Source organism: Bacillus sp. C-3-6, assembly GCF_054509685.1.
Genome location: NZ_CM137247.1, coordinates 5,147,735 through 5,173,327 on the forward strand (window position 1 = coordinate 5,147,735; position 25,593 = coordinate 5,173,327).

Genomic DNA, 25,593 nt, shown 5'->3' on the forward strand with positions numbered 1-25,593 from the left:
ACTATCCTCTCTATCATTACAAGTTTTTCGCTATTAATTGCTTATATGTTTCTTTTGTATCTTCATATAGTTTTTGAAGTGAGAAGTTCATAGTAGCATGCTCATAAATATGTTTACCCATTGCTGCTAATTCTCCCGTTTTCCACTTATCATACGCTTCTTCTAAAGCTAATGCTAATGCCTTTCCATCACCTGTTGGCACAATCCATCCGTAAGTTTCATCTACGATTAATGGCTCAATTTCTCCAGCCCTAGTCACAATTGATGGTACACGTTGGTTTGCCGCTTCTAATAAAACTAGTGGGAACCCTTCACTATGGGAAGTTAATAAATTTACATGTGACGACGCAAATAATTGTTTTACATCTTGACGATGTCCTAAAAACTCTACTTTATCGTTAATCCCTTTTTCAGTAGCTAATGACTTTAGATTTTCTTCTAATGGGCCATCGCCAACTAATAATACTTTAATTTTCTCTAATTTTGTTTGTTGTAACGCATCGAATAAAACTTCATGTCCTTTGACGGGATGTAATCGTGCTACTTGGATTGCCGTAAATACATCTTCATCAATATTGAACATTTCTTTTTTATTATAGCCTTCTGCTTTTTCCTGATCGTATTCAATTCCATTATAAATAACATGCATCTTGTCATTTGAAATGCCTAATGCTGCCAAGCTTTTTTTCAATCTATTTGTTACAACGAAAAATAAGTCTATATTTTTTAAGGCTTTCAAATTTAATTTCGTAAAAATCCAACCTTTTAAGCCCTGTTTAGTAAAGTCTTGAAATGGATCACTATGAATAGTCGTTACCCATTTTGCCTTTATTCTCTTTTTCATTAAAGAAACATAGAAATTAGCCCTAGGACCATGTGTATGAACTACATCAAATTTTTCTTTATTAATAAATTCACTTATATTCTTTAAAATGGATAAATCATAGCGTGATTTTTGTGAAAACACATGGACTTTTATCCCTAACTCCCTTGCTTCCTTCGCAACAATTCCATCTTCAAATACTGCTAATTCTACTTCACCAGTTGGAAACTGATCGAGAAGTGAAATAATATGTGTTTTCCCTCCCCCATCTTCTGCTCCTGCATTCATATGCAATATTCTCATATTTTTTCCTCCTTTAAATCCTCGCTACGTTTCCATCTATTTTTATTTTACTGTACTAAAAAATAAAAGCTAACAAAAGTTAGCTTTTATTTTTATCATTCAATTTCTAGGTCTACTATTAGATAAGCTAACACCACTACAAAGTAAATTCCAACTCCTGGTGCTGTTAAAATATGTCCTGCAATATAAGCAATACCTAACGCTAACAATAAGCTTGCTGAAATCATTCCATATTTTATATTAAATATGTCCTTAAATCTCGTAGCAAATGCTAGTAGAATTCTTAGCCCGTAATAAATAAATGGAATCATTAGTAATACAAAGCCAATAATCCCGAAATCGTAAAACCAATCATGGAAGTCCATTTCAATTAGTTTTGGATCTGGCTGCTTTTGTTCATTGTATTTAAAGTTACCTGCATAACCCATTCCTAATAACTTTTGTGACATTGGCGCTTCTTTAAAGAACTGCTTATGTCTTTCTTCATATACTTGACGTCCACTGAAAATAAGGTTTTCTTGATTTTCTTTCTTTTGCTCTTTCTCAAGTTCTTTCTTAACTTCCTCTTCTATCTTCGCCTTTTCTTCTGGCTTTTCAACTTTATGATGATTTTCTTCTTTTGCTTTAAGTTCTTGTTCTTTTTTCAACTTATCTTTAATTTCTTGTTCTTTTTGGCCTTGCTGAGCCACATTTTGCTCTGATAAATAATTATTATGAATGCCCATATTTTGTGCTAATGGTGTTTGTTTAAACGTCCCAACTACACCAGCTAATAGGACAATAGCAATTACTGCGTTAAGTGCAAGAGATTTTTTGTTCGGATTTTTTCTATTAAATAATAATTGTAGTACAATGATCCCGATTGCTGCTGCCAACGTAGCACCAATTGAGCCCATTCCTACTTTTGTACCAACTTGAATTAATGAGTAAATCATTAAAAGTGATGGAATCCAATATAAAATATGTTTCCAGCTCTTTGTTTTTTGAATAGAATATAGTACCACAATAGGGAAAATAATAGCTAAGATTGAACCTAGTTCATTCCCTGCATAGAACCAACCTCGAGAACCAACCTTCATCCATTCATAACTACCAAAGTCAGTAGATGTTGAAATAGAAATAACCATAATTGCATTAATGATTAATGTAGAATATACAATACTATTTCGAACCTTATCGCTAATATTAACTGTCTTTTTCAATGATTTTAAAGCTAAAATGTATGACCCCAGCATAATATATATATATAATGCTTTCGCAACGAACTTAACTTCTTCACCAAGTACAATAGGATCCTTAACTAGTTTGTTATTAATAAATCCTACCCCTAAAACTCCGGCTAATAATATAAGATAAATTAAAAACTTTCTATTTTCCTTCTCTTTTGCCTGAATTAAAATGTAAATACCACCAACAGCCATAATAAGGAATCTTACTAAAATTCCAACGGTAGCATTTGACTTTAATAAAGTGATGCTAAGAGACGTTAATAAATCTAAAACAGGCTGTAAAATAATAAAAAAGAGCAAAAAATGCTCAAATCTAACCCTAGCTTGATTTGCTAACATTCCAAGACCTCCATACAAAATCTTAACATTATCTTTTAATCATAATTTATTATCGTTAAAACACACCTAGCAATTATAACATAACTCATATTTAAATTGAGAACTATTTTTATACCGAAACTAGCCAATCCACCTTAAGTAGTACTAGAAAATATTATCCTTTAGCTATCCTTCCCTATCTCTATAAAAACTATCTAACACTCTTTCACTTATTATCAGTATTATAGTAACATTTGTTAATCTATTTATTAATACATAAAATTAAATAATTACAAAATGACATTCACTCGGCTACCCTACAACGAAAAATTAACCTTGCTTCGTTTTCCCCTAAACATTTTCAAACGCTTTCTTTATGTATTTTATCCGTTTTTCTACATGTAACGAAAAGTAATTGTTATTTCCAATACTTTAGTGTATATTTTTTCTCTGGAACATCTTTAAGAGGAAGGGATTAAGGCCATGTTATTAATCGATATATTTACGTTTCTTGGCATTATCGCCGCTGCCATTTCTGGTACATTAGTTGGTTTAAAAAAAGATTTAGATTTATTTGGTGTCCTTTGTTTAGCTGTAGCTACTGCGCTCGGCGGCGGTATTATTCGTGATATCATGATTGGTAACCTGCCCCCTGTCGCATTTGTAAAACCCATTTACTTTTTCGTAAGTGTATTATCAGCATTATTTACTTGTATGTTTTTTGAGCGCATCAATAAACTTCAAGTCGTTATTATGCTTTCTGATGCTGTTGGCTTAGGCGTTTTTACAGCTATTGGTGCAAATGCGGCAATGTCACATCATGTTGATGCCTCATTTCTAGTTGTTTCAATGGGAGTCATTACAGGTATTGGAGGCGGTATTTTGCGTGACATTTGTGCTCAAGATATCCCTTACGTATTCCGAAAAGAGATTTACGCAATCGCTTCTATCTTAGGAGCAATTAGCTTCCTAATCACACACGCTATGGGGGCGCACGTATTAGCTTTCTATATTTGTTTATTAGTAACATTCGTTATTCGTGTCGTCACTGTAATATATAATGTGCATTTCCCTGTTTTCTTTAAAACACATGCTAAAATTAATAAAGGCCATTAAGAGAATTCTATCTAGAATTCTCTTAATTTATATACTATTCAACGAACTAATATAGAGTAATTATATATAAGCATATATAATTACTCTATATTAGTTTTAAAATTGAAAACGTTTTATATACAGGGGGAAGAATGATGCTTGGGGTTTTCAGAAAAAATATTAATAAAACAAATGCCAGTATAATCGAATTAAGTAAGGACCAACAAATAACTTTTAATGTACCTACTAATTCTGAATTAAAAATTCAAATGGATATGCTACATATTTCAAAAGAAGATTTACAAGTTGTAAAAGTACTACAGCCTTTTATTTATGCAGAAATTGATTGGATTACTGAAAAATTTTATGCCAACATTACAAAACAACCTAATTTAATTACTATTATTGAACGTTACAGCTCTATTCCAAAACTAAAACAAACTTTAAAAACACATATTAAAGAATTATTCAGCGGCAATATGCATGAAGATTTTATTGAACAGCGTGTTAGGATTGCCAAAAGACATGTACAAATTGGTTTACATCGAAAATGGTATACTGCTGCTTATCAAGAATTATTCCGCTCTATCATGAAGATTTTACAAACAAAAATATCAACAATCGATGATTTTTCTTATTCTATAAACGTTATAAATAAATTATTCACTCTTGAACAAGAACTCGTTCTTGCAGCTTATGAATCTGAATATGAAAGAATGCAAAAAGAACATGAGAAAGAAAAAGAACTAACTGCTATGACAATTACGCATATCGCAACAGAATTAGCTGCTGTATCTGAAAAAACAAGCTCTTCTATTCAAAAACTAACCGCCAAATCTGAAACTATTGTAGAAATTGCTAAAACAGGTACATCATTAGCTACAACATCTGAAGAAAAAGCGAATAAAGGGAAAGAACAATTAAACCAGCAAAACAAACGAATGGGATCTATTCAAATGAATATGGAAACGATTATTACAGATACTCATGAACTTCTCGATATTTCTAACAAAATTAACGAAATCATAGATATCGTTAAATCAATCGCGGAGCAAACAAATTTACTCGCACTAAATGCTGCTATCGAGTCTGCACGTGCTGGAGAATTTGGGAAGGGATTTTCTGTTGTTGCTGGTGAAATCAGAAAATTATCAGAGCAAACGAAAGAATCTATATTTAACGTTACAAAGCTCGTCGAAAAAACAAATGAACAAATTACTCGTGTCTCTTCTTCCGTGAAACAAATTAGCTCTCTCGTATCAGAAGGAACGGATAGTATGTCGGCAACAGATCGATACTTCCAAGAAATTGTAAAAGATATGTCTAACTCAAAAGAACAGAATAAGAAAATTGAACATGAGCTACAAGCTATTTCACAAGTAATGAAAGGAATTCAAGATGATTCCTCACAAATGGCTCTAACAGCCGATAATTTACAACTAGAACTAAATCGATAAGATAAAGTGAAACTTTAATCAGCCCTCAACAATCGGGCTTTTACAGGCAGTCCGCCCCCACCTAACTTCTTTGCTTTCGCTGATTTTGAGGTGGGGTCTGACTGTCCGGAAAATAGCGGAATAAAATTCAGGTCCGGCATACTTTCCATTTTGCACTGACTACTAAATTTCATCTTCCATCAAAAAAAGAATCCAGAATGGATTCTTTTTATTTTCTGAAAAATATTTTTTGACAATACACATAACTCATATAAACACCAAAGCTCTGCAAAATAAACAATGCCGGCATAATTACATTGTAATATGCCATATCTACTTGGAAAAGCCTTAACAATACGTAGCCACTAATTAAAAATAAGAACAACATATACCCTTCATTTTGTTGTTTCTTAATAAGGAAGTGCAATAGAGCTATAGTCATAAACAATGTTACGGCTATATATATCAGTTTTTCACATTTGAAAAGAATAGAATTTATCCCCTCATCTGAAAACTGATTTATCATCGGTTCTAAAAGTTTAAATCTTTCTCCCTCAATCTCTTTTAACTTTTGATCAATATGCTCTGTTACACTTTGATTTTTCGATATTTTTTCCTCATGTTTCGTTTTTCCAATTAAGACAGATTGAACATACGTCTCATTCGAAATCGTATATTGTGACAATCCCATTGCCTTAATTCCATAATTCACACCAAAATGAGTACTATAAAATAGAATAAGTATCCCTACCATCTTTAGTAACACTTTTTGTTTCGTTGCTGATTGAGACACTTCAATTAATAATACATATACAGTGATAAAAATAGGAAGAAATAATCCTATCGGGAAAATCATATTACTAAATGCAAATAAAACCGCTGAAAACACCCACATATAAGGATGATCTAACCCTTTATATAAAAGTATGTAACAAGCAAAATAAAATAAAAATATTGCAAGTGACTCAGGAGTTAATACGGAACTCAGCAATATATTTGGAATATACAGAGCATAAAATATAGAAGCAATACGACCGCATTCTTCTCCAAAAACCATTGCCGCAATACGATAAATAAAAAATGCGGTTCCTGCGCAAAATAACACATTAAATAGTTGTAAAGCGAATAATGTAGCACCGAATATACGAATGATTACTGACTCATATATAATAAAAGGCAAATGAGTTACAGTCCCTATATTATTACCAATTGCAATCTGCTTTGCAGACTCATACATCACTTTCATATCACCAATTATTGGAGCATCTACAAATAACAGCATACTAAGCCTCACAACTATAGATATACTTATAAGAAAAATAAGAAATTGTTTATCTGTAAAACGATATTGTAGAATTGATGCCACTAACAAAATAAGTATGACGAAAATTGCCAATATGATTGTTACACTTGTTGTACTTCCTCCAAAGAATTGCTTACTTGTCTCAAATGCTACCCAGCAACTATAAACGAAAAATGCGAGCATCGCACTGATCGTAATTTTATTGAAGAAAGATGAAAAATTTGTTTGTATATGATTCATATGTCCATTGCACCTCTATTTCCATTCATAACAAAATGATTCTATCATGAATGGGTACACGGCTGATAGGGAATTTCTATGACGAATACATAGTCATTACTTTTTACTTGCAATGTAAGCGAATCCTCTTTTACACTACATTTTAGATAAAATAAATTTTCTTTCAGTTACATGAATACAAATACAGAAGTTTAAATAATCCTCTTTTGGAATACACTTTACTTCATTAAATATCTAATATGAGTACTCCGTTTACACATATTATTCTGATTGAAAACAGACTATAGGGGCTGAATATATGGAAAAGAAATTCATGCGAGAATCTAAAGCAATTAAGACAACACGTGTTTTTCCTAACGATTTAAATAATCACCAAACACTTTTTGGAGGGAAATTATTAGCAGAAATTGATAGTATTGCTTCAATCGCGGCTGCAAGACATAGTCGTAAACATTGCGTAACAGCATCTATTGATTCAGTTGATTTTTTAACTCCAATTCACCAAGCTGATTCTGTTTGTTATGAAGCATTTGTATGTTATACAGGGAAATCTTCAATGGAAGTTTTCGTAAAAGTAATCGCAGAAAATTTATTAGCAGGCGAGCGTAGAATTGCTGCTACTTGCTTCATTACATTTGTGGCTATAAAAGATGGAAAACCTTCGTCCGTACCACAAGTACTACCTGAAACTCAGGAAGAACATTGGTTACACACAACCGGTTTAGAACGCGCGGAAAACCGAAAAAAGGGACGTTTAAAAAGTAAAGAGATGGCTGAAGTTTTAACTTTAAGTAAGCCTTGGAATATTTAACATAATCTTCTCATCATACATGCACAGGTCCTTCCTTGCATGTATTTTTTATTATAAAAAAATACTATCGCTTGCCTTTGTATCAGTAGCTTCCTCCTAAAATCACCCATCAGTTTTTCCTTTATTTTCTTATACTTTTAATGGTATATTAAGTAAAGTTGTTTATAAATAACCATAATATAGTTAAATATGTAAGGGGTGGTGCGGTAATGTCTATCGAGGTACCAATTTCAATACCAAAAACTTTGATTATTATTCCAGCCTATAATGAGGAAGAAGCAATTGCAGATACATTAACAAGATTACTAGAACTAAAACAACATTTTACAGCTTTAAGCATTTGCGTTATTAATGATGGCTCACAAGATAAAACAGCTCAAATCGTAAAAAATTTCCCTGTTCATCTTATTAATCTACCATATAATCTGGGCATCGGTTCAGCTGTACAAACTGGCTATAAATACGCATATGAGAACGGATATGATATTGCAATTCAGTTCGATGCTGATGGACAACATAATCCGGATGATTTATACAAAATTATACAGCCTATTGCTGAAGGCCAATGTGATATGGTGCTAGGTTCACGCTTTACAGAAAAAACAGCTTACAAAGGTAGTATTTCAAGGAGAATCGGTATTTTTTATTTTACTGCCCTACTGAAAGTTTTAACGAAACAAACATTTATGGATCCAACTTCTGGATATCGTGCTATCAATCGAGAAGTAATTACGATTTTTGCACACAATTATCCAAAAGATTATCCAGAGCCAGAAGTTCTTATTCATTTAAAAAAGAAAAAACTTCGCATTAATGAGATATCTGTAAATATGCAAGAGCGACAAGGTGGACAATCTTCCATCACACCTCTTAAATCTGCATATTACATGATTAAAGTAAGCCTTGCTATATTGATGCAAAAAATCGTGAAAGGTTGATAGTGAATGCATATAATTACCTTTTCATTCATCTTTATTTTGTTATTATTCTTCTTAATTATTAATTCCATTCGTCGCGGGGCTTTAGAAACAAAATATGCTATTTTGTGGATTTTCGTTTGTGTTGCAATGGCTATTTTAAGTTCTACTGATAAAATTATAAATTGGATTGGAAAACTATTAAAAGTAGAATATCCACCATCCATCTTATTCTTATTTGGATTATTATTCTGTTTCATCTTAATTTTTGACCTAACAAGAAAAATTTCTAAGCTACACCATCAACTTGTAACATTAACGCAAGATTATGCATTATTAAAGCAAAAATTAAACGTAACACAAACACAAACTGAAACTGATAACGAATAGTTTTCTATTTAAATATGAATATATATAAAAAAACATCTTAATTTCTTTAAAAAATTAAGATGTTTTTTTATTTCAAACTATTTTTTACTAATTAATAATTTACTAATTTTCATAACCGTTGCCACAGTTCCTACTCCAATTATAATAAATAAAAATGGAATTAATGGTAATGCATATCTTTCATATGCGGCATAAAAACAGGTTAAAGCTGTTTGCAGTAAAAGAATTGACCATAAAAATGTAGTCTCTCTCCACCTTTTTAAAAGGAAGATAAATGAAAGTATTGTACATATTAAAAACATCGTCTTAATAAAATTATGTATTTCATTCATATCCTTTGCAGAAACATTAAATACTTCAATATTATGCTCTATAGAATAATACGGTTTTTTCCACATAATTTCTGGCTTCAAGATTAAATAACTCTCTATCATGGAATTCCTATCTGTTTTCCACCATTCTTTCATTTTATCCTTCGCTATTTTTTCTTCTAATTCCATAAATTCATGTGCTTCCAGATTAGGGTACTTGGCGTGTAATTCTACTTCAAGTTCTGCCATATTCTTACCTTCCGGGTAACCTTTCCCTTGATACGTTCCAAGTAATAACGGATTCCCTGCCCCAGCAGTTAATGGAATAAACTTATCAAATTGAATGTAATTGCGGGCCCACCATGGTCCAAGTACGATAAGTCCTATTCCTATACTTATAATCGCTTGCTTCATCATAATGCGGAATGGATAGCGCTTCATTAAGAGATATATAAATAATGGTATTGGATATAAAGCAACTTGTACGCGTAAGTACAATGCTAAAAAGTAGAAAATTAATACAATTAGAAAATGTTTCGTTTTATGAGTATCAGCTAATTTTAAGCTCCAATATAATAATCCCAATGAAAAGAATAGAAACGGTCCTTCTGTTAAAGTTAAATTTTCCACAACAATCTCTGGAGGATACACAGCTAATAAGAAAGCACCTATTAATCCTGCAGCGGGATTCAATAAATAAGTACCAATCTTATAAGTTAGTAAAATACTAAGTACCCCTAATAGGATAATAATTAATTTAGCTACAAAAAGGCCTTCATTGCCATTTCCAAAAAAGTAAAATACAGTAGCTAAAAACGCTGGAAAACCTGGCATAATATGAATAGTTGGTTTATCCGGCTCATGATATGTTAACATTCCTGTTTCCAATAAAATATTTGCCGTTTTTTGATAGCCTAGATCATCGCTAGCTAGAGTCAAATCTGCACCATGTGTTTGTAAAGTTGCAAAACGAAGAGCAAAACCGACTATCATAATAATCCCTAAAAGGATTACATTAGATTTGCGAGTAAATCGCCTTAACATCTCATCTTCTCCCTTCAAATACATAATTTTCAAATTATATTTCTATATTTTTACAAGACAATATATTCTATAATAAATACTTTTTATACAAAGTACAATAATAGAAAGTTGATTTACAAAGTTTATATGCGTTAAACTGATACAGATGTTCTTGTAATCTTCTTCCTTTCAAAAGGCTTGTATATATGGTGCAAGACATAAAAAATTTGAGGAGATAAAAATTCTATGATGGAACAAAAACAACTTGTTTCTGTTGTCATACCCCTGTATAACACAGAAAAATATATTGAAGAAACAATGCAGTCAATACTGGATCAAACATATAAAAACATTGAAATTGTAATTGTAGATGATGGAAGTAAAGATCAATCACCTTCTATCGTAAAAAATCTTGCAGAAAAATATCCGGGTCAAGTAAAATACGTTCACCAAAAAAACCAAGGTGTTTCAGTAGCTCGTAATACAGGGATTGAAAATGCTAGCGGAGAATATGTCGCTTTCCTTGATAGTGATGACTTATGGCATCCAACTAAAATTGAGAAACAAATCGAGAGTATGCATAAAAACAACATGGACGCGTGCTATTGTGGTTATATGAATTTCTACGAAGAAACAGGTGAAAAGGTTGAGCATACAACAAACTTTATTAAAGGTGATATGGCAAAAGCATTCTTAACACACCAAGTTGTTGCTCAAACAAGTACTTGGATTTTCAAACGCTCTATCGCAATGAATTATAATATCCGTTTTACACCAGGATGTAGCTGGGGAGAAGACTTGGAGTTTTTATTTAAACTAATGAGTGTGAAAAATGTATGCTATATCGATGAATACTTAACATATTATAGAATCTTATCGGAAGGAAATCTTTCTTCTAAATATAAAGATTACGAATTAAAAACCACTAAAGAACTGGAAGTATTCAATCGTATGAAAGACTGGGTACATAATAAATCTCAAGACTTCATTACGAAAGACCCTCAGTCACTTATCGAGATTCTTGAGACTTATTTATTCCCTTATACGGTTATCAATAATGCTTGTATATACATTAAAGAAAACTCTCAATTGGATAATGCTCAAGTTCAATTAATCAAAAAAGATATAAAGAAATATTGCCGTAAAATCTATTCAAAAAACGGAAAGCGTAGTAAAAAACTATATGCAATGCTTTGGTTTGTGCGAATTAAATTTCTGTTTTCTTAAACCGAAAATATAGTACTCACCTCTCTTTCCCTAAACAAATCAAATTTACAAATAGGACAAACTAAAAAAGTCCTAAAGAATAGAAAGGTTTTTTCTCATGAAAACAAATAAGATTCTTAAAAATGCCTCCTACCTATTTGTAGGAAATATTACTGTTCGATTTGTACTTGCTATCGCGACGATTCTCTTTGCAAGATACGTTTCTCCTGGTGAGTATGGAATGTTTACAACTGCATTAGCAGTTTCCGCTGTTATTTGTTATTTCACAGATGCAGGTTTGACACATACGTTTATGCGTGAAGGAACAAGAAAGGATGCAAATATTAGCGTACTAATCAGTAGTTATTTACGCATTCGTTTCGTATTAGCTGTCGTAATTTCTGTACTCTTCGCTATTTTTGCTCAGTTCTTCTATACGGATGTCTACTTACGTGCCATGGTATATTGGGTTGTACTACCGACAATGTTTGGAGCAACTTTACAAGGCGTTGGAATGGCTTATTTCCAGGTAACAGAACGTATGCAATTTACAGCGATTATTTCTGTACTACAAGGTGTAACAGCCGCAGCTGTGCTTCTACTAGGAATGTCGTTGAAATGGTCACTTATGACAGTCGCTGCCATGTACGGGATATCTAGTCTTGTAACAGGAGTCATCGCCTTCATAATGGTACTCCGCCATACGACAGTTCATAAGGGCTGGGACAAAGGAATTTTAGATCAACTGCTGATTTTCACAATCAATGGCATTATCATTATGCTTTTACCACAGTTAGGTCCTATTATATTAGAAAAAGTTTCGACATATGAGCAAGTTGGATTCTTTGGAGCTGCATCGAAAATACCTGCAGTCCTTTATCAAATACCTGGTGTAATTGCAGCAGCCTTCTATCCAAAATTATTTGCGTTTGGAAATGAAAAGAATATTGATGAACATAGAAAACTATCTCAGTTTGAATTAAAACTGATGTCTTTCTTAGGAATGGGGATCTCCATTCCATTTATCGCTGATCCAAGCTTTTGGATTGTTACTTTATTAGGTGAAGAATATGCTCCAGCTGGTGATGCTCTTGCCATTTTAGCCTTTATGGTCATTCTACAATCTATTAACTATCCACTTGCTGATAATTTAACGACAATTGGTCAACAATGGAAACGCGCAACAACAATGGGAATCGGACTAGCTGTTGCCGTTATAAGTTACATCGTCTTAGGTGGTCAGTTTGGAATGATGGGAGCCGCTATTGCCGCTATCCTTACCGAGATTACGTTATTAATCGGATTCACTCTATTTGTTCGTAAAGGCTTCTCTTTACTATTTAAAGGGATTATATTCAATACCTTAGCCTTTATAATCAGCTATATTCTATACCGTACAATATTAATTACCTTACCGCCACTAGTTGCTTTAACAATTACTGGTATATTATACGGTATTATCGGTCTTGCAATCGATCCACAAATACGCGGATTGATTTTAGGATTTATAAATAAAAAACTGGCTCGAAAATAAATAAAAATAAAAACTTCAAATCAAATTTGAAGTTTTTATTTTTATCTTCTTCACTTAAAAAATGAGCCCTTTTCCAATCTATATCTTAAATTGACTTGCCTTTCTGGAATGATTATACTTGGAAACGAACAGCACTAGATGTACAACAGCTATTATTAAGGTAATTCATAGTTAATTCTTCATGTAAATATTAACTATTCACGCCCTAAATTTAACACAAATTGCACAAATGAACACTTTATTAATACTATTAAAAATCGCCGATTCATACATAGTTTTTCTTCATCCTAAAACGATATCCAGAGATGAAGAATGTGGCAATTGCATTTAAGGAGGCTTATTTATTTAATGACTTCAGAAGTAAATAAAAGAACATTTTTCACTAAAAGCACACTTATTATTATTCCATTATTAATAATATGTGCATTTGCTTTTCATTACTTTTTCCTAAAATCAGACAGTGTATTTTCTAGTACGGGAGATGCATTATCACAATTCAGTTTCTTTACATTCCTTTTACAACACGCATTTAAAGATGGGAATTTATTTTGGTCTTGGGATTATGGATTAGGTGGAGATTTATTCGGAGAATTTAGTTATTACTATAGTACAGCACCATTTTTCTGGCTTACACTTCTACTTCCTAAACTAAATTTTGACCAAATCTTTGAGATGAAGCTATATATGAGTATTTTAAAAAGTACATTAGCGATGTTATTCATGTATGGTTCTTTACGTTATCACAATAAAACTATTTTTTCTTCTTTCATTTCTGCCATTATATATGGAGGATGTGTAACTTTCATTCGCCATTCTTTATTATGGGATTTCATGGCAGATGCTATAGTATTTTTACCTTTAGTAATATGGGGATTAGATAAATATATTTTAGAGCGAAAAAAGGGACTATTCCTGTTTGCAACAGCACTTATGCTTGCATCAAATTTCTATTTCGCTTTCATTACTAGTATTTTTATCTATATTTATGCCTTTTTCCAATATTTCGCTACACAGCAGGACAAAACAATTAAAACATTTATAATTTATTATATTAGAATTGCTTTTCTATATGCTTTATCACTAGGTTTATCTGCTGTTTGCTTTATACCATCTGTAAATGGTGTATTCAGTTCCGATCGACTTGCTACAAAATTTACTATACCGTTATTTTTTGAAGATACGTTTTATAAAAACTTAATGGAAAGTATCTTTTTCATTAATAATACAGAGGATTATCAGCTTGCATTCCCTGTTTTCATCCTCTTCCTTATTACTAGCGCGCTTCTAATACGCAATAAACTTGTCACAAATAAATTGCTCTTTACTGGGTTTATGTTAGTGCTATATATGCTTCCATATACGTATTCCGTATTTAATGGCTTTTCTGCTATGCAATACAGATGGTTTTACTTATTTGCATTTGTGGTTGCGCAAACTGCCGCCTACATTTTAGATTGGATGCTGCTCCACAAAAAGAATGTCAATTCTTTAATAGGTCCTTTGCTAGCAACAGCATTATTTATTTACGCATTCTATAGAAAAGTAAATATAAACGCACAGCCGCTACAAACGATTGATAAAATTTTAATTTGCACTACTGTATTATCTATTATTACAATATTACTATGGCGCTATTTATCAAAAGTAGCCTTACAATGTTTCATTGTATTAAATGTACTCGTCAATGTAATATTTATTAATTACTTCTATTCAGATTTTGCTCTTAGTAAACACTTTAATCAAGCAGGCGTGACAAAAGAATCATTACATGGGCCAGGTCTTGATAATAAGGATGAAATTGACGCAATTCGTTATATACAAAATCAAGATAAAGATTTTTATCGAATTATCAATCCAAACAATAATTATAAAAATACGCCGATGTTGCAAGGTTATCATGGTACAAGTACTTATCAAAGCTTAGTCAATTATCATGTTCATGACTTTATGAAGAATAAGTACAATGTTTTCCAAGGATATGATAGCCCATCTATGTTCTTCCAGTTAGATAAACGATTATTCCTTGAGAACATGCTAGGGGTAAAATATTATGTACTAAGTGAAGGTGCTAATAAAACCGAAATTCCTTATGGCTATAAGCATTTACAACAAGTAGGTCCTTACAACATTTATAAAAATGAATTTGCACTACCATTAGGCTATGTATACGAAGCTGGAATAAGTGATGAAGAATTTTCAAAACTTAATTTTGCCGAGAAAGATCAACTTTTATTAGATGCTGTAGTTGTAAATGATGTTGGAAGTCTTCCATTAAAACAATTTAATACAAAACAGCTAGATTCAAAACAAATTAAGATTAATCCAAATAAAATGAAGTGGGAAAATATAGAGAAAGAGAAAGATATACTCACTGTTCATGAAAATGGGCGTATAATAGTACCTATTGATAATAACGATATGTTAGGTGATCTTCTTGTTGAAATTAAAATTAGAAATATAAACAAGGAATCATTTGGAGTTACCGTGAATGACAAATCTATGATAAAAGGTAATGAGGATGGAGCTTATGCTTATCCGTTAGAAAGATTTGTTTACAACTTAGGAAAAGATGCGAAGCCAACCGAGCTAATCATTTCTATTCCTACTCCTGGTCAATATGAGTTGAAAGACTTACAAATCAACAGTACTAACTATCAGACTGTCCCTAAAAAAGTAAATACTTTAAAAGAAAATAGTCTACAAAACATTTACTATGAAGGTAACTCCTTAAAAGGTGAGATTAATTCCACTAAGGATGGATTACTATATTTATCGGTACCGTATAGTAAAGGATGGTCAATAAAAGTTGACGGTAAAGAAACGGAATTTACGAAGGCTAATTCCGCCTTTATTGGCGTTCCTATTTCTAAAGGGCAACATGTAGTTGAAATGAAATACGTCACACCTTATTTCAAAATGGGTCTCGTTATTTCTATCATTTCATTTATCATTTGCATCTCGCTTCTAGTTCTTGGAGATACGAAAAGATATTCAAAATTAAAAAATCGTTTTAAAAAAAGTTATTAAAATGAAGTGAAGTAAAAGTTGAAGATGATTGCTTCACTTTTACTTCATGCCCAGTTTAAAATTACACCTAAGGAGGTCCTAACATGACCCTTTCAATAGTAGTACCATGCTACAATGAGGAAAAGGTGCTTCGTGCCTTTTATTCAGAGACTTCTCTTGAAATTCATAAATTAACTACCGATTATGAATTTGTTTTTGTTAATGATGGTAGTAAAGATGATACCTTAAATATTTTACGTGATTTAGCTAGTGCAGATTCATCGGTACACTATATATCGTTTAGTCGAAACTTCGGAAAAGAAGCTGCAATGTTAGCAGGTTTAAAATATGCTACAGGCGATGCAATCGTTATTATGGATGCTGACTTACAACACCCTCCTACATTAATAAAAGAACTGTTAGAAGGATATAACGACGGCTACGACCAAGTCATTGCAAAAAGGACAAGAACTGGTGATTCACCCGTTCGCTCTTTCGTCTCTCGTCTTTACTATAAAGTAATGAATAAATTTGTAGATATTGAATTAGTAGATGGTATTGGTGACTTTAGACTTTTAAGCCGAAGAGCAGTGGATTCTTTAGTATCTTTAAGTGAATACAACCGATTTTCGAAAGGCTTATTCTCTTGGATCGGTTATAACGAATTAATCATTGAATATGAAAATGTATTACGTTCTGATGGAGAAAGTAAATGGACCTTCTCTAAATTATTAAATTACGGAATTGATGGTGTAATTTCATTCAATAATAAACCGTTACGTCTATCTATATATCTCGGATTACTAACAACCATTTTTGGACTTTTATATGTAATCACTACGTTCGTTCAAATCATCCTTGGTGGTGTGGAAGTTCCTGGTTACTTTACTCTCATTTCCGCTATACTATTTATTGGCGGCATTCAACTCATATTCCTAGGGGTTATTGGTGAATATATCGGTCGTATTTATTATGAAACAAAACGTAGACCACATTTTATTGTAGCTGAAAAGAAAGTTAGTGAAGTTAAACAAAAGGCTTAACAAAAAAGTTACTTCTATAGATAGAAGTAACTTTTTTATATCCTAACATTTACACACCCTTTTTTTGCATAGATATAATCATTTCTTTTAGCCCATTATAATACGAAGTTTTTGGTATCTCCCCGATACACCTCTCATATTTCTCCCCGCTTAATACAACTGGTTTTTCCGTCAAATATAGCATTTCCACAAATTCTTTCATCTGCTTATCAAACAGACCAATGAACTGGATCATTCCTCTTTTTACAGCTATTATTCGTTTGGTATATCCCGTTAATTCCCGTATGTGTTGAATCATTTCCTCACCTGTAATGACACCATAACCTGGTATGTTCCAATTTTGTCCATAGGCCTCATCATGTGAAGCTAATTCAACCATCGCTTTTGCACCATCTGGTGTAAAAATATATTCACGGGCAATCTTTTTATCTCCAACAAAGCTAGACATTTTATTTGCAAGTATTCCCTTTAATGTATGATGGACAAGTGTATTTTCTGCATTTGGACCATAAAAATCTGGGAAATGAGCAATAAACATTCGTACATTAGCTTGTTTTGCCATCTCTTCAAGTTGTAAACGAATCTTCCCTTTCTTTGTTTGTGGTCTCTTTTTAGCATCTTCTTTTACAAGCCCTTCCCCTTGCCTTCCATACGCATAAATATTATCAACTATTCCTAGTTTGATACCGTAATGTTTCGATACCTCTAATATGTTTATTAATAATTTCTCTTGTTGTTTCTCCCAATCTGAATACGGAATATTTACAGCATGAAATATAATATCAACATCTTTAGCAGCATTCATTATATCCTCTTGTATAAATACGTCGCCTGCTACAACTTCTACATGTTTGTTCCCAGAAAATAATGCACCTAATCTCTCCTTATTTCTTGCAAAAGCAACTACATGAATCCCTCGGCCACATAATTCGTTTACAATTGCATAACCCATTGAACCAGAAGCACCTAATACTAAAGCCTTTTTCATTATAAATCCCCTCCTAAATTAATTAACCACCGTTCAATTAATGTTAAAAAGAAAATCACTTACATAAGAAGCGATTTTGAAATAAACTCTACATGTACTTTAGCCAAACCTTGTAGTTCTTCAAACGTTTGACCACTTCTGCAATAATGTGCTACAAATCCATGTAATGATAAAAAAACAGACCATATTATCATCGCATTTAATTTCCCATCACATAAAGAAGAAATAACCTTCGCAAATTTTTCATAGCTAACATTAGGACTATTTGCCAAACACTCTTTTAATTCGGCATCTTTAATTAAAAACATAATTTCATAATGACTCTGATTTCTTAGACCAAATTCAATAAAACCGAATAAAACTGCTCTTAGTTGCTCTTCTCTCGATAATTTTTGATTACAAATTTCATCTAACTTTTTATTTAATAATTGAAAATCCTGTTCCACCATTGCGTAAAATAGCTCTGCTTTGTTTTTAAAATGATAATAAATCGAACCATGGCTATATCCAAGTTCTGTTGCAATTTTGCGCATTGAAGTATGTTGATATCCTTGTGCTATAAATAGCCCCCTAGCTACATTCATAATCATTTCTCTTGTTAGTTCTTGTTTAACTGCTTTCCTTGGCGACATATTTCATACCTCACACATTTAATTAACCACTGTTCAATTATATTATATATTTTCAGAAAATTAATGCAACCCTTTTTTTGAAAAAATATACATTTTGAAATGATGGCATTATATGAAAGAATTTAGTATCATGATTCAAGGTACTATTTCAAGTTGGACGGAGGATACTATGAGCTTATTAACAGTTGAAAAATTAGGACATACATTTGGCGATCGTACATTATTTAAAGATGTATCTATGCGATTATTAGCAGGTGAGCACGTTGGATTAGTTGGTGCAAACGGTGTTGGTAAATCAACATTCATGAATATCATTACTGGTCAGCTCATTCATGACGAAGGTCGTGTAGAATGGACACCAGGCACACATTACGGTTACTTAGATCAGCATACGGTTTTAACGCCTGGACGTACAATTCGTGACGTACTAGCGGATGCATTTTTACCGTTATTCGAAAAGGAAACGGCTTTAAATGAAGTTACAGAAAAAATGGGAACTGCTACACCAGAAGAACTAGAAGAACTTCTTGAACAAATGGCAGAAATACAAGATGCACTTGAAGCAGGTGGTTTCTATTTACTAGATATGAAAATCGAAGAGGCTGCACGTGGTCTTGGAATTGATGCTATTGGTTTAGATCGTGATGTTTCAGCACTAAGTGGTGGACAACGTACAAAAGTATTGCTTGCAAAGCTATTACTTGAACAACCAGAAGTGTTATTGCTTGATGAACCTACTAACTATTTAGACGTTGAACATATTCATTGGTTAACAACTTATTTAAAAGAATATCCACATGCATTCTTATTAATTTCTCATGATACAGAATTTATGAACAAATGTGTTGATGTTATTTTCCATCTAGAATTCACAAAAATGACGCGCTATACAGCGACATATGAAAAATTCCTAGAACTAGCAGAAATCAATAAAAATCAACATATAAACGCTTATGAAAAGCAGCGTGAGTTTATCAAAAAGCAAGAAGACTTCATTGCAAAGAACAAGGCTCGTTATTCAACGACAGGTCGTGCAAAGAGTCGTCAAAAACAACTTGATCGCATGGAACTTATTGATCGTCCGGAAACAGCAATTAAACCTGAATTCTCATTTAAAGAAAGTCGTGCAAGTAGTCGCTTCGTCTTTGAAGGTGAAAATGTAGAAATCGGATATACACATCCGCTACTACCAAAGCTATCAATGACAATTGAGCGTGGTGAAAAAATTGCTATTGTTGGATGTAATGGTGTTGGTAAATCAACGTTACTAAAAACAATCTTAGGTAAAATTAAACCTTTAAACGGTAAAACAAGTCTTGGTGACTTCTTAGAGCCTGCATACTTTGAGCAAGAAGTTAAAGCTGATAATATAACACCAATTGATGATGTATGGAATACATTCCCTGGCCTAGACCAGCATCAAATTCGTGCGATGTTAGCAAAATGCGGATTAAAAAATGAACATATTTCTCGCCCATTAAGTCAATTAAGTGGTGGAGAACAAGCAAAAGTTCGTTTATGTAAGTTAATGGGTGAAGAAAGTAACTGGCTACTATTTGATGAGCCGACAAACCATCTTGATGTTACAGCAAAAGAAGAACTTAAGAAGGCTATGAAAGCATATAAAGGAACAATTCTCCTTGTATGTCACGAACCGGAATTCTATGAAGATTGGATCACAAAGGTTTGGGATGTTGAAAAATGGTCTCAAAATAGTAAGTAGTCTTTAAGAAAAAACTCCTTGTGTAGACAAGGAGTTTTTTACTTGTTTTTATTAAGAATTTTTTATATTGTAGTATCCTATAAGGCGTAATCGAAATTCTTTTAATTCCGGATACGCCTCTAAATTTGATAACATACCTCTAATTACCGGAATTCTTGGATTAAGCAATCGCATTTCCGCCTCTAAAACATCTAATGTTACTAGCAATTCATCATCCTCTAATTGATCAGCTAAATTACGCTTAAATACAATAATTTCTTTTAAAAAATGCTCTTTAACTTGTTCCTTAATGAGCTCTGATTTACAAAGGAATTCTCCAAGCTTTTCTTCATGTAAAATAGGTTCTTCCGAAGATTCTACCAATCCATCTACTAAATTATCTACTCTTTTTAAAATAAAAGCAGAGACATAAGATAAGTCAATTTTTGCTGCTTGTAAAATAATTAATTCTAAATACCCACGGCATATGCCTTCCACTATAATTACTAAATCCAATAAATATGGCATAACCTTTTCACCATAAATGGATAATAAACTATTCCGATAAAATGCATGAGACTCTAACTTCATCCGCATCATAAATTCTTCAACTTCTTTATTAAACGGAATCGCATTTTCTCTCGCATGCATAATAATAAATTCTTTATGCTTTTGTATATCATTAAACTGACAATGTAATTGTTTTGCAAATTTTTCACGTGGTAATAAAGACTCTTGTTCAATATCCAGCATCTTCTTTTGGATTTTGTCATAATAATATCGAAGCGTCGCTAATAAAAGCTCATCTTTCGATTTAAAATATAAGTAAAAAGCTCCCTTAGATATACCACTAGCTATCACAATTTCCTGCACTGATGTCGCATTTACACCCTTAGTAGCAAATAACTTCATAGCCGCTTCTATAATTAAACGCTCTTTTTCTTTCATATCTTCTCTCCTAAATTTAATCTCGCATCTTATTATAAATGTATTATACCATCTCTTTTTATTGACGTTTGACCGAACGGTCAGTTATATTATGTATTAGACTGACCAGTTGGTCAATATAATAAAAAGGGAGCGCAAACATGAACAAAATCATCAATTTCTCGTTAAAAAATAAGTTCGCAGTTTGGCTACTAACCATTATTGTTACTATTGCGGGGATCTACTCTGGACTCAATATGAAGCTGGAAACAATTCCTGATATTACAACACCGATTGTGACAGTAACTACGGTCTATCCTGGTGCTACACCAGAAGAAGTAGCTGATAAAGTTTCAAAGCCGATGGAAGAACAACTACAAAATTTAAGCGGTGTTAACGTTGTGAGCTCATCATCTTTTCAAAACGCATCTTCTATTCAAGTAGAATACGATTTTGATAAAAATATGGAAAAAGCAGAAACAGAAATTAAAGAAGCTCTCACGAATGTAAAACTCCCAGAAGGTGTTAAAGATCCTAAAGTTTCACGAGTAAACTTCAATGCTTTTCCTGTTATTTCGTTAAGCGTAGCAAGCAAGAATGAATCTTTAGCTACCTTAACTGAAAATGTAGAGAAAAATGTTGTACCAGGATTAAAAGGACTTGATGGTGTTGCATCTGTTCAAATTGCAGGTCAACAAGTAGATGAAGTACAGCTCGTCTTCAAGAAAGATAAAATGAAAGAATTAGGACTAAGTGAAGATACTGTAAAAAATGTGATTAAGGGATCGGACGTATCTTTACCACTTGGCTTATACACGTTTAAAGACACGGAAAAATCAGTTGTTGTAGATGGCAATATTACAACGATTAAAGCGTTAAAAGAACTTAAAATCCCAGCTATACCTTCATCACCTAACGGTCAAGGTAGTCAAAATGCTGGCGCTGGTGCACAAACGCCGCAAATGAATCCAGCTGCTATGAACGGAATTCCAACAGTTACATTAGACGAAATTGCTGACATTAAAGAAGTTGGGAAAGCAGAATCCATTTCTCGAACAAATGGAAAAGAAGCAATTGGAATTCAAATTGTGAAGGCCTCTGATGCAAATACAGTTGATGTTGTAAATGCAGTAAAAGATAAAGTAAAAGATCTTGAGAAAAAATATAAAGATTTAGAGATCATTTCAACATTCGACCAAGGTGCACCTATTGAAAAATCAGTTGAAACAATGCTGAGCAAAGCAATTTTCGGCGCTATCTTTGCGATTGTTATTATTATGCTGTTCCTACGAAATATTCGAACAACGTTAATCTCTGTCGTTTCAATACCACTTTCTTTATTAATTGCTGTTTTAGTCATAAAGCAAATGGATATTACGCTTAACATTATGACGCTTGGAGCAATGACAGTGGCTATAGGCCGTGTTGTTGATGACTCAATTGTTGTTATTGAAAATATTTACCGACGTATGTCGTTATCAGAAGAGAAATTGCGCGGAAAAGATTTAATTCGTGAAGCTACGAAAGAAATGTTTATCCCGATTATGTCTTCTACCATTGTGACAATCGCTGTATTCTTACCTCTAGGACTTGTAAAAGGTATGATTGGTGAAATGTTCTTACCATTTGCCTTAACTATCGTCTTCGCTTTATTAGCGTCGTTACTAGTGGCTGTTACAATCGTACCAATGCTTGCTCATTCCTTATTTAAGAAAGAAAGCATGAGAGAAAAAGAGGTACATCATGAAGAGAAACCGAGCAAATTAGCAAATGGGTATAAACGTATACTTGAATGGGCTTTAAATCACAAAATTATTACATCTAGTATTGCTGTCCTTCTATTAGTTGGTAGTCTCGCACTTGTGCCCGTTATCGGTGTAAGTTTCTTACCTTCTGAAGAAGAAAAAATGATTATCGCAACATACAAACCTGAACCAGGTCAAACATTAGAAGACGTTGAAAAAATTGCAACGAAAGCTGAAAAGCACTTCCAAGATAATAAAGACGTGAAAACAATTCAGTTCTCATTAGGTGGAGAGAACCCAATGAGCCCTGGTCAAACAAATCAAGCTATGTTCTTCGTTCAATATGATAACGACACGAAAAACTTCGAAAAAGAAAAAGAACAAGTCGTTAAAGATTTACAGAAGATGTCTGGCAAAGGTGAATGGAAAAACCAAGACTTCGGAGCAAGTGGCGGTAGTAATGAAATTAAACTATACGTTTACGGAGATAGCTCAGAAGACATTAAGCCTGTCGTAAAAGATATTCAAAATATCATGAAGAAAAATAAAGACTTAAAAGATATAGATTCTAGTATTGCAAAAACATATGCAGAGTACACTTTAGTCGCAGATCAAGAAAAGCTAAGTAAAATGGGCTTAACGGCTGCTCAAATTGGAATGGGACTTTCTAATCAACATGACCGCCCTGTTCTGACAACTATTAAAAAAGACGGTAAAGATATCAATGTATATGTAGAAGCTGAAAAACAAAATTATGAAACAATCGATGACTTAACAAATCGCAAAATTACAACACCACTTGGTAATGAAGTAGCTGTGAAAGATGTTATGACTGTAAAAGAAGGTGAAACATCGAATACAGTAACACACCGAGATGGCCGTGTTTATGCAGAGGTTAGTGCAAAATTAACATCTGATGACGTTTCAAAAGCATCTGCTGCAGTCCAAAAAGAAGTAGATAAAATGGATCTTCCTTCTGGTGTAGATGTTTCTATGGGCGGTGTTACTAAAGATATTCAAGAATCATTCAAGCAACTTGGCCTAGCGATGTTAGCTGCGATTGCCATTGTATACTTCGTTCTTGTCGTTACATTTGGCGGTGCCCTTGCACCATTCGCAATTTTATTCTCGCTACCATTCACAATTATTGGGGCTCTTGTTGCCTTATTAATCTCTGGTGAAACATTAAGTGTATCTGCAATGATTGGGGCGCTTATGTTAATCGGTATCGTTGTAACAAACGCAATCGTGCTTATCGACCGCGTTATTCATAAAGAAAATGAAGGTTTATCAACACGTGAAGCTTTATTAGAAGCTGGTGCAACACGCCTTCGTCCGATTTTAATGACTGCAATTGCAACAATCGGGGCTCTTATCCCGCTTGCATTAGGATTTGAAGGTAGCGGCTTAATTTCTAAAGGACTTGGTGTAACGGTAATTGGTGGATTAACAAGTTCAACATTATTAACACTTCTTATTGTTCCAATCGTTTATGAAGTATTAAGCAAATTTAAAAAGAAAAAAACAAAATAGCAAAAAAATAACCTCGCTAACTGCGAGGTTATTTTTTATTCCCAAACAAGATTAAGAAATCACCGTACCCTTCTTTTTCTAACTCCCCTTTCGGGATAAATCGAAGAGCTGCGGAATTAATACAGTAACGAAGTCCATTCGGTCCTGGACCATCTGGAAATACATGTCCAAGATGTGAATCTCCTTCTTTACTTCTCACTTCTGTACGTGTCATATTATGACTCACATCCATCTTTTCTTTCACACTTGCTGACATAACTGGTTTTGTAAAACTAGGCCATCCACATCCACTATCAAATTTATCTAGAGAAGTAAACAACGGCTCACCTGAAACGATGTCTACATAAAGACCTTCCTCTTTATGGTTCCAATACTCATTTCGAAATGGTGGTTCTGTACCATTTTCCTGCGTTACATAAAACTGCATCTCATTGAGTTTTTCTTTTAAATGAGCATTATCCTTTGGCCAATGTTGCTTAATAAAAGCATCTCGTCCTGAGCCTTTACGATATAACTCATAACGGAATGTATTTTTCTTATGATATCCTTGATGATATTCTTCAGCTGGATAAAATGTAGCTGCTGGCAATATTTTTGTCGCAATTGGTTTTGAAAAGCGCCCACTCTGCTCAAGTTCTTCTTTTGAGGCTTCTGCTTTTTTATGTTGTTCTTCATTATGATAAAAAATCACTGTTTCATAAGACTGTCCGCGGTCGTGGAATTGTCCTCCAATATCGGTCGGATCAATTTGTCTCCAATATATATGTAACAATTCCTCATACGGCATTTTATTTGCATCAAATGTAATTTGTACCGCTTCATAATGTCCTGTTGTTTCTGAGCACACTTCTTTATACGTTGGGTCCTCTTTATGACCGCCTGTATAACCTGAAACAACTTGTATAATTCCTTCCATCTCTTCAAATGGAGAAACCATACACCAGAAACACCCTCCAGCAAATGTAGCCAATTCTACCTTTTCATTTACAGCCATTATTACTTCACCCCTATTCTATATTCTCCTTACAGTATGGCATAAGAAACATAATGTTATAAAAGAAAAAGCATCGAACATCGA

19 protein-coding genes and 1 pseudogene are annotated in these 25,593 nt (G+C 33.1%); 12 read left to right on the plus strand and 8 right to left on the minus strand.

What is annotated here, in order from left to right:
• Positions 1-16: 16 nt before the first annotated feature.
• Complete coding sequence (locus ACW0JX_RS26480; RefSeq protein WP_053563282.1) at positions 17-1,126, minus strand: glycosyltransferase family 4 protein; 1,110 nt, start codon at positions 1,124-1,126, stop codon at positions 17-19.
• Between the two features lie 95 nt (positions 1,127-1,221).
• Entirely contained in the window at positions 1,222-2,694 is a 1,473-nt protein-coding gene (locus ACW0JX_RS26485) for an O-antigen ligase family protein (protein WP_459245238.1), read from the minus strand.
• Positions 2,695-3,156: 462 nt separating this feature from the next.
• On the opposite strand from ACW0JX_RS26485, the gene ACW0JX_RS26490 reads away from it, so the two are divergent.
• The 3 genes and pseudogenes from ACW0JX_RS26490 to ACW0JX_RS26500 all read left to right on the plus strand — a co-directional run bounded on the left by ACW0JX_RS26490 (position 3,157) and on the right by ACW0JX_RS26500 (position 5,225).
• Positions 3,157-3,789 (plus strand): trimeric intracellular cation channel family protein, encoded by a 633-nt coding sequence (locus ACW0JX_RS26490; RefSeq protein WP_075718645.1) that lies wholly within the window; start codon positions 3,157-3,159, stop codon positions 3,787-3,789.
• A 134-nt stretch (positions 3,790-3,923) separates the two neighbouring features.
• Positions 3,924-4,469: pseudogene (locus tag ACW0JX_RS26495) on the plus strand (protoglobin family protein); the annotation flags it as partial.
• 54 nt (positions 4,470-4,523) lie between these two features.
• A complete protein-coding gene (locus tag ACW0JX_RS26500; protein ID WP_370541919.1) occupies positions 4,524-5,225 on the plus strand; it encodes a methyl-accepting chemotaxis protein in 702 nt (233 codons plus the stop codon).
• A gap of 208 nt (positions 5,226-5,433) precedes the next feature.
• On the opposite strand, the gene ACW0JX_RS26505 is transcribed toward ACW0JX_RS26500, so the two are convergent.
• Positions 5,434-6,747 (minus strand): ArnT family glycosyltransferase, encoded by a 1,314-nt coding sequence (locus ACW0JX_RS26505; protein WP_459245239.1) that lies wholly within the window; start codon positions 6,745-6,747, stop codon positions 5,434-5,436.
• A gap of 298 nt (positions 6,748-7,045) precedes the next feature.
• On the opposite strand from ACW0JX_RS26505, the gene ACW0JX_RS26510 reads away from it, so the two are divergent.
• The 3 genes from ACW0JX_RS26510 to ACW0JX_RS26520 all read left to right on the plus strand — a co-directional run bounded on the left by ACW0JX_RS26510 (position 7,046) and on the right by ACW0JX_RS26520 (position 8,865).
• Complete coding sequence (locus ACW0JX_RS26510; protein ID WP_000412126.1) at positions 7,046-7,558, plus strand: acyl-CoA thioesterase; 513 nt, start codon at positions 7,046-7,048, stop codon at positions 7,556-7,558.
• 209 nt (positions 7,559-7,767) lie between these two features.
• Positions 7,768-8,496 (plus strand): glycosyltransferase family 2 protein, encoded by a 729-nt coding sequence (locus ACW0JX_RS26515; protein ID WP_000021473.1) that lies wholly within the window; start codon positions 7,768-7,770, stop codon positions 8,494-8,496.
• Between the two features lie 6 nt (positions 8,497-8,502).
• Positions 8,503-8,865 (plus strand): DUF2304 domain-containing protein, encoded by a 363-nt coding sequence (locus ACW0JX_RS26520; RefSeq protein ID WP_016079577.1) that lies wholly within the window; start codon positions 8,503-8,505, stop codon positions 8,863-8,865.
• A gap of 77 nt (positions 8,866-8,942) precedes the next feature.
• On the opposite strand, the gene ACW0JX_RS26525 is transcribed toward ACW0JX_RS26520, so the two are convergent.
• Positions 8,943-10,220: a glycosyltransferase family 39 protein gene (locus ACW0JX_RS26525; RefSeq protein ID WP_016079576.1), complete on the minus strand. Its 1,278-nt coding sequence runs from the start codon at positions 10,218-10,220 to the stop codon at positions 8,943-8,945.
• 225 nt (positions 10,221-10,445) lie between these two features.
• Here ACW0JX_RS26525 and ACW0JX_RS26530 point away from each other — a divergent pair, with 225 nt between their 5' ends.
• The 4 genes from ACW0JX_RS26530 to ACW0JX_RS26545 all read left to right on the plus strand — a co-directional run bounded on the left by ACW0JX_RS26530 (position 10,446) and on the right by ACW0JX_RS26545 (position 16,988).
• Positions 10,446-11,426 (plus strand): glycosyltransferase family 2 protein, encoded by a 981-nt coding sequence (locus ACW0JX_RS26530; protein ID WP_459245240.1) that lies wholly within the window; start codon positions 10,446-10,448, stop codon positions 11,424-11,426.
• A gap of 97 nt (positions 11,427-11,523) precedes the next feature.
• Positions 11,524-12,939 (plus strand): oligosaccharide flippase family protein, encoded by a 1,416-nt coding sequence (locus tag ACW0JX_RS26535; RefSeq protein WP_459245241.1) that lies wholly within the window; start codon positions 11,524-11,526, stop codon positions 12,937-12,939.
• 348 nt (positions 12,940-13,287) lie between these two features.
• Positions 13,288-15,966: a YfhO family protein gene (locus ACW0JX_RS26540; protein ID WP_459245242.1), complete on the plus strand. Its 2,679-nt coding sequence runs from the start codon at positions 13,288-13,290 to the stop codon at positions 15,964-15,966.
• Positions 15,967-16,049: 83 nt separating this feature from the next.
• Positions 16,050-16,988 carry a glycosyltransferase family 2 protein gene (locus ACW0JX_RS26545; RefSeq protein WP_043935117.1) on the plus strand — a complete coding sequence of 313 codons (939 nt, stop codon included), beginning with the start codon at positions 16,050-16,052 and terminating at the stop codon, positions 16,986-16,988.
• A 49-nt stretch (positions 16,989-17,037) separates the two neighbouring features.
• Here ACW0JX_RS26545 and ACW0JX_RS26550 read toward each other — a convergent pair whose 3' ends face one another.
• Together ACW0JX_RS26550 and ACW0JX_RS26555 are read right to left on the minus strand one after the other, a co-directional pair.
• Positions 17,038-17,976 carry an NAD(P)H-binding protein gene (locus ACW0JX_RS26550; protein WP_000709948.1) on the minus strand — a complete coding sequence of 313 codons (939 nt, stop codon included), beginning with the start codon at positions 17,974-17,976 and terminating at the stop codon, positions 17,038-17,040.
• A 59-nt stretch (positions 17,977-18,035) separates the two neighbouring features.
• A complete protein-coding gene (locus ACW0JX_RS26555) occupies positions 18,036-18,608 on the minus strand; it encodes a TetR/AcrR family transcriptional regulator (protein ID WP_000074955.1) in 573 nt (190 codons plus the stop codon).
• A gap of 169 nt (positions 18,609-18,777) precedes the next feature.
• Between ACW0JX_RS26555 and ACW0JX_RS26560 the strand changes: the two genes are divergently transcribed.
• Positions 18,778-20,331 carry an ABC-F family ATP-binding cassette domain-containing protein gene (locus tag ACW0JX_RS26560; RefSeq protein ID WP_002083531.1) on the plus strand — a complete coding sequence of 518 codons (1,554 nt, stop codon included), beginning with the start codon at positions 18,778-18,780 and terminating at the stop codon, positions 20,329-20,331.
• Positions 20,332-20,382: 51 nt separating this feature from the next.
• On the opposite strand, the gene ACW0JX_RS26565 is transcribed toward ACW0JX_RS26560, so the two are convergent.
• Positions 20,383-21,258 carry a TetR/AcrR family transcriptional regulator gene (locus ACW0JX_RS26565; protein WP_459245243.1) on the minus strand — a complete coding sequence of 292 codons (876 nt, stop codon included), beginning with the start codon at positions 21,256-21,258 and terminating at the stop codon, positions 20,383-20,385.
• Positions 21,259-21,398: 140 nt separating this feature from the next.
• On the opposite strand from ACW0JX_RS26565, the gene ACW0JX_RS26570 reads away from it, so the two are divergent.
• On the plus strand, positions 21,399-24,515 hold the full coding sequence (locus ACW0JX_RS26570; RefSeq protein WP_001033497.1) for an efflux RND transporter permease subunit: 3,117 nt from the start codon (positions 21,399-21,401) through the stop codon (positions 24,513-24,515).
• A 28-nt stretch (positions 24,516-24,543) separates the two neighbouring features.
• Here the strand turns inward: ACW0JX_RS26570 and msrB are convergent, their stop codons facing one another.
• Positions 24,544-25,509: a peptide-methionine (R)-S-oxide reductase MsrB gene (gene msrB, locus ACW0JX_RS26575; RefSeq protein WP_000290178.1), complete on the minus strand. Its 966-nt coding sequence runs from the start codon at positions 25,507-25,509 to the stop codon at positions 24,544-24,546.
• Positions 25,510-25,593: the final 84 nt, after the last annotated feature.

What these genes read in the sequence shown, in the direction of transcription:
- ACW0JX_RS26480 (WP_053563282.1), bottom strand. Translation starts at nt 1,126, where the DNA reads ATGAGAATATTGCATATGAATGCAGGAGCAGAAGATGGGGGAGGGAAA.
- ACW0JX_RS26485 (WP_459245238.1), bottom strand. Translation starts at nt 2,694, where the DNA reads ATGTTAGCAAATCAAGCTAGGGTTAGATTTGAGCATTTTTTGCTCTTT.
- ACW0JX_RS26490 (WP_075718645.1), top strand. Translation starts at nt 3,157, where the DNA reads ATGTTATTAATCGATATATTTACGTTTCTTGGCATTATCGCCGCTGCC.
- ACW0JX_RS26500 (WP_370541919.1), top strand. Translation starts at nt 4,524, where the DNA reads ATGACAATTACGCATATCGCAACAGAATTAGCTGCTGTATCTGAAAAA.
- ACW0JX_RS26505 (WP_459245239.1), bottom strand. Translation starts at nt 6,747, where the DNA reads ATGAATCATATACAAACAAATTTTTCATCTTTCTTCAATAAAATTACG.
- ACW0JX_RS26510 (WP_000412126.1), top strand. Translation starts at nt 7,046, where the DNA reads ATGGAAAAGAAATTCATGCGAGAATCTAAAGCAATTAAGACAACACGT.
- ACW0JX_RS26515 (WP_000021473.1), top strand. Translation starts at nt 7,768, where the DNA reads ATGTCTATCGAGGTACCAATTTCAATACCAAAAACTTTGATTATTATT.
- ACW0JX_RS26520 (WP_016079577.1), top strand. Translation starts at nt 8,503, where the DNA reads ATGCATATAATTACCTTTTCATTCATCTTTATTTTGTTATTATTCTTC.
- ACW0JX_RS26525 (WP_016079576.1), bottom strand. Translation starts at nt 10,220, where the DNA reads ATGTTAAGGCGATTTACTCGCAAATCTAATGTAATCCTTTTAGGGATT.
- ACW0JX_RS26530 (WP_459245240.1), top strand. Translation starts at nt 10,446, where the DNA reads ATGATGGAACAAAAACAACTTGTTTCTGTTGTCATACCCCTGTATAAC.
- ACW0JX_RS26535 (WP_459245241.1), top strand. Translation starts at nt 11,524, where the DNA reads ATGAAAACAAATAAGATTCTTAAAAATGCCTCCTACCTATTTGTAGGA.
- ACW0JX_RS26540 (WP_459245242.1), top strand. Translation starts at nt 13,288, where the DNA reads ATGACTTCAGAAGTAAATAAAAGAACATTTTTCACTAAAAGCACACTT.
- ACW0JX_RS26545 (WP_043935117.1), top strand. Translation starts at nt 16,050, where the DNA reads ATGACCCTTTCAATAGTAGTACCATGCTACAATGAGGAAAAGGTGCTT.
- ACW0JX_RS26550 (WP_000709948.1), bottom strand. Translation starts at nt 17,976, where the DNA reads ATGAAAAAGGCTTTAGTATTAGGTGCTTCTGGTTCAATGGGTTATGCA.
- ACW0JX_RS26555 (WP_000074955.1), bottom strand. Translation starts at nt 18,608, where the DNA reads ATGTCGCCAAGGAAAGCAGTTAAACAAGAACTAACAAGAGAAATGATT.
- ACW0JX_RS26560 (WP_002083531.1), top strand. Translation starts at nt 18,778, where the DNA reads ATGAGCTTATTAACAGTTGAAAAATTAGGACATACATTTGGCGATCGT.
- ACW0JX_RS26565 (WP_459245243.1), bottom strand. Translation starts at nt 21,258, where the DNA reads ATGAAAGAAAAAGAGCGTTTAATTATAGAAGCGGCTATGAAGTTATTT.
- ACW0JX_RS26570 (WP_001033497.1), top strand. Translation starts at nt 21,399, where the DNA reads ATGAACAAAATCATCAATTTCTCGTTAAAAAATAAGTTCGCAGTTTGG.
- msrB (WP_000290178.1), bottom strand. Translation starts at nt 25,509, where the DNA reads ATGGCTGTAAATGAAAAGGTAGAATTGGCTACATTTGCTGGAGGGTGT.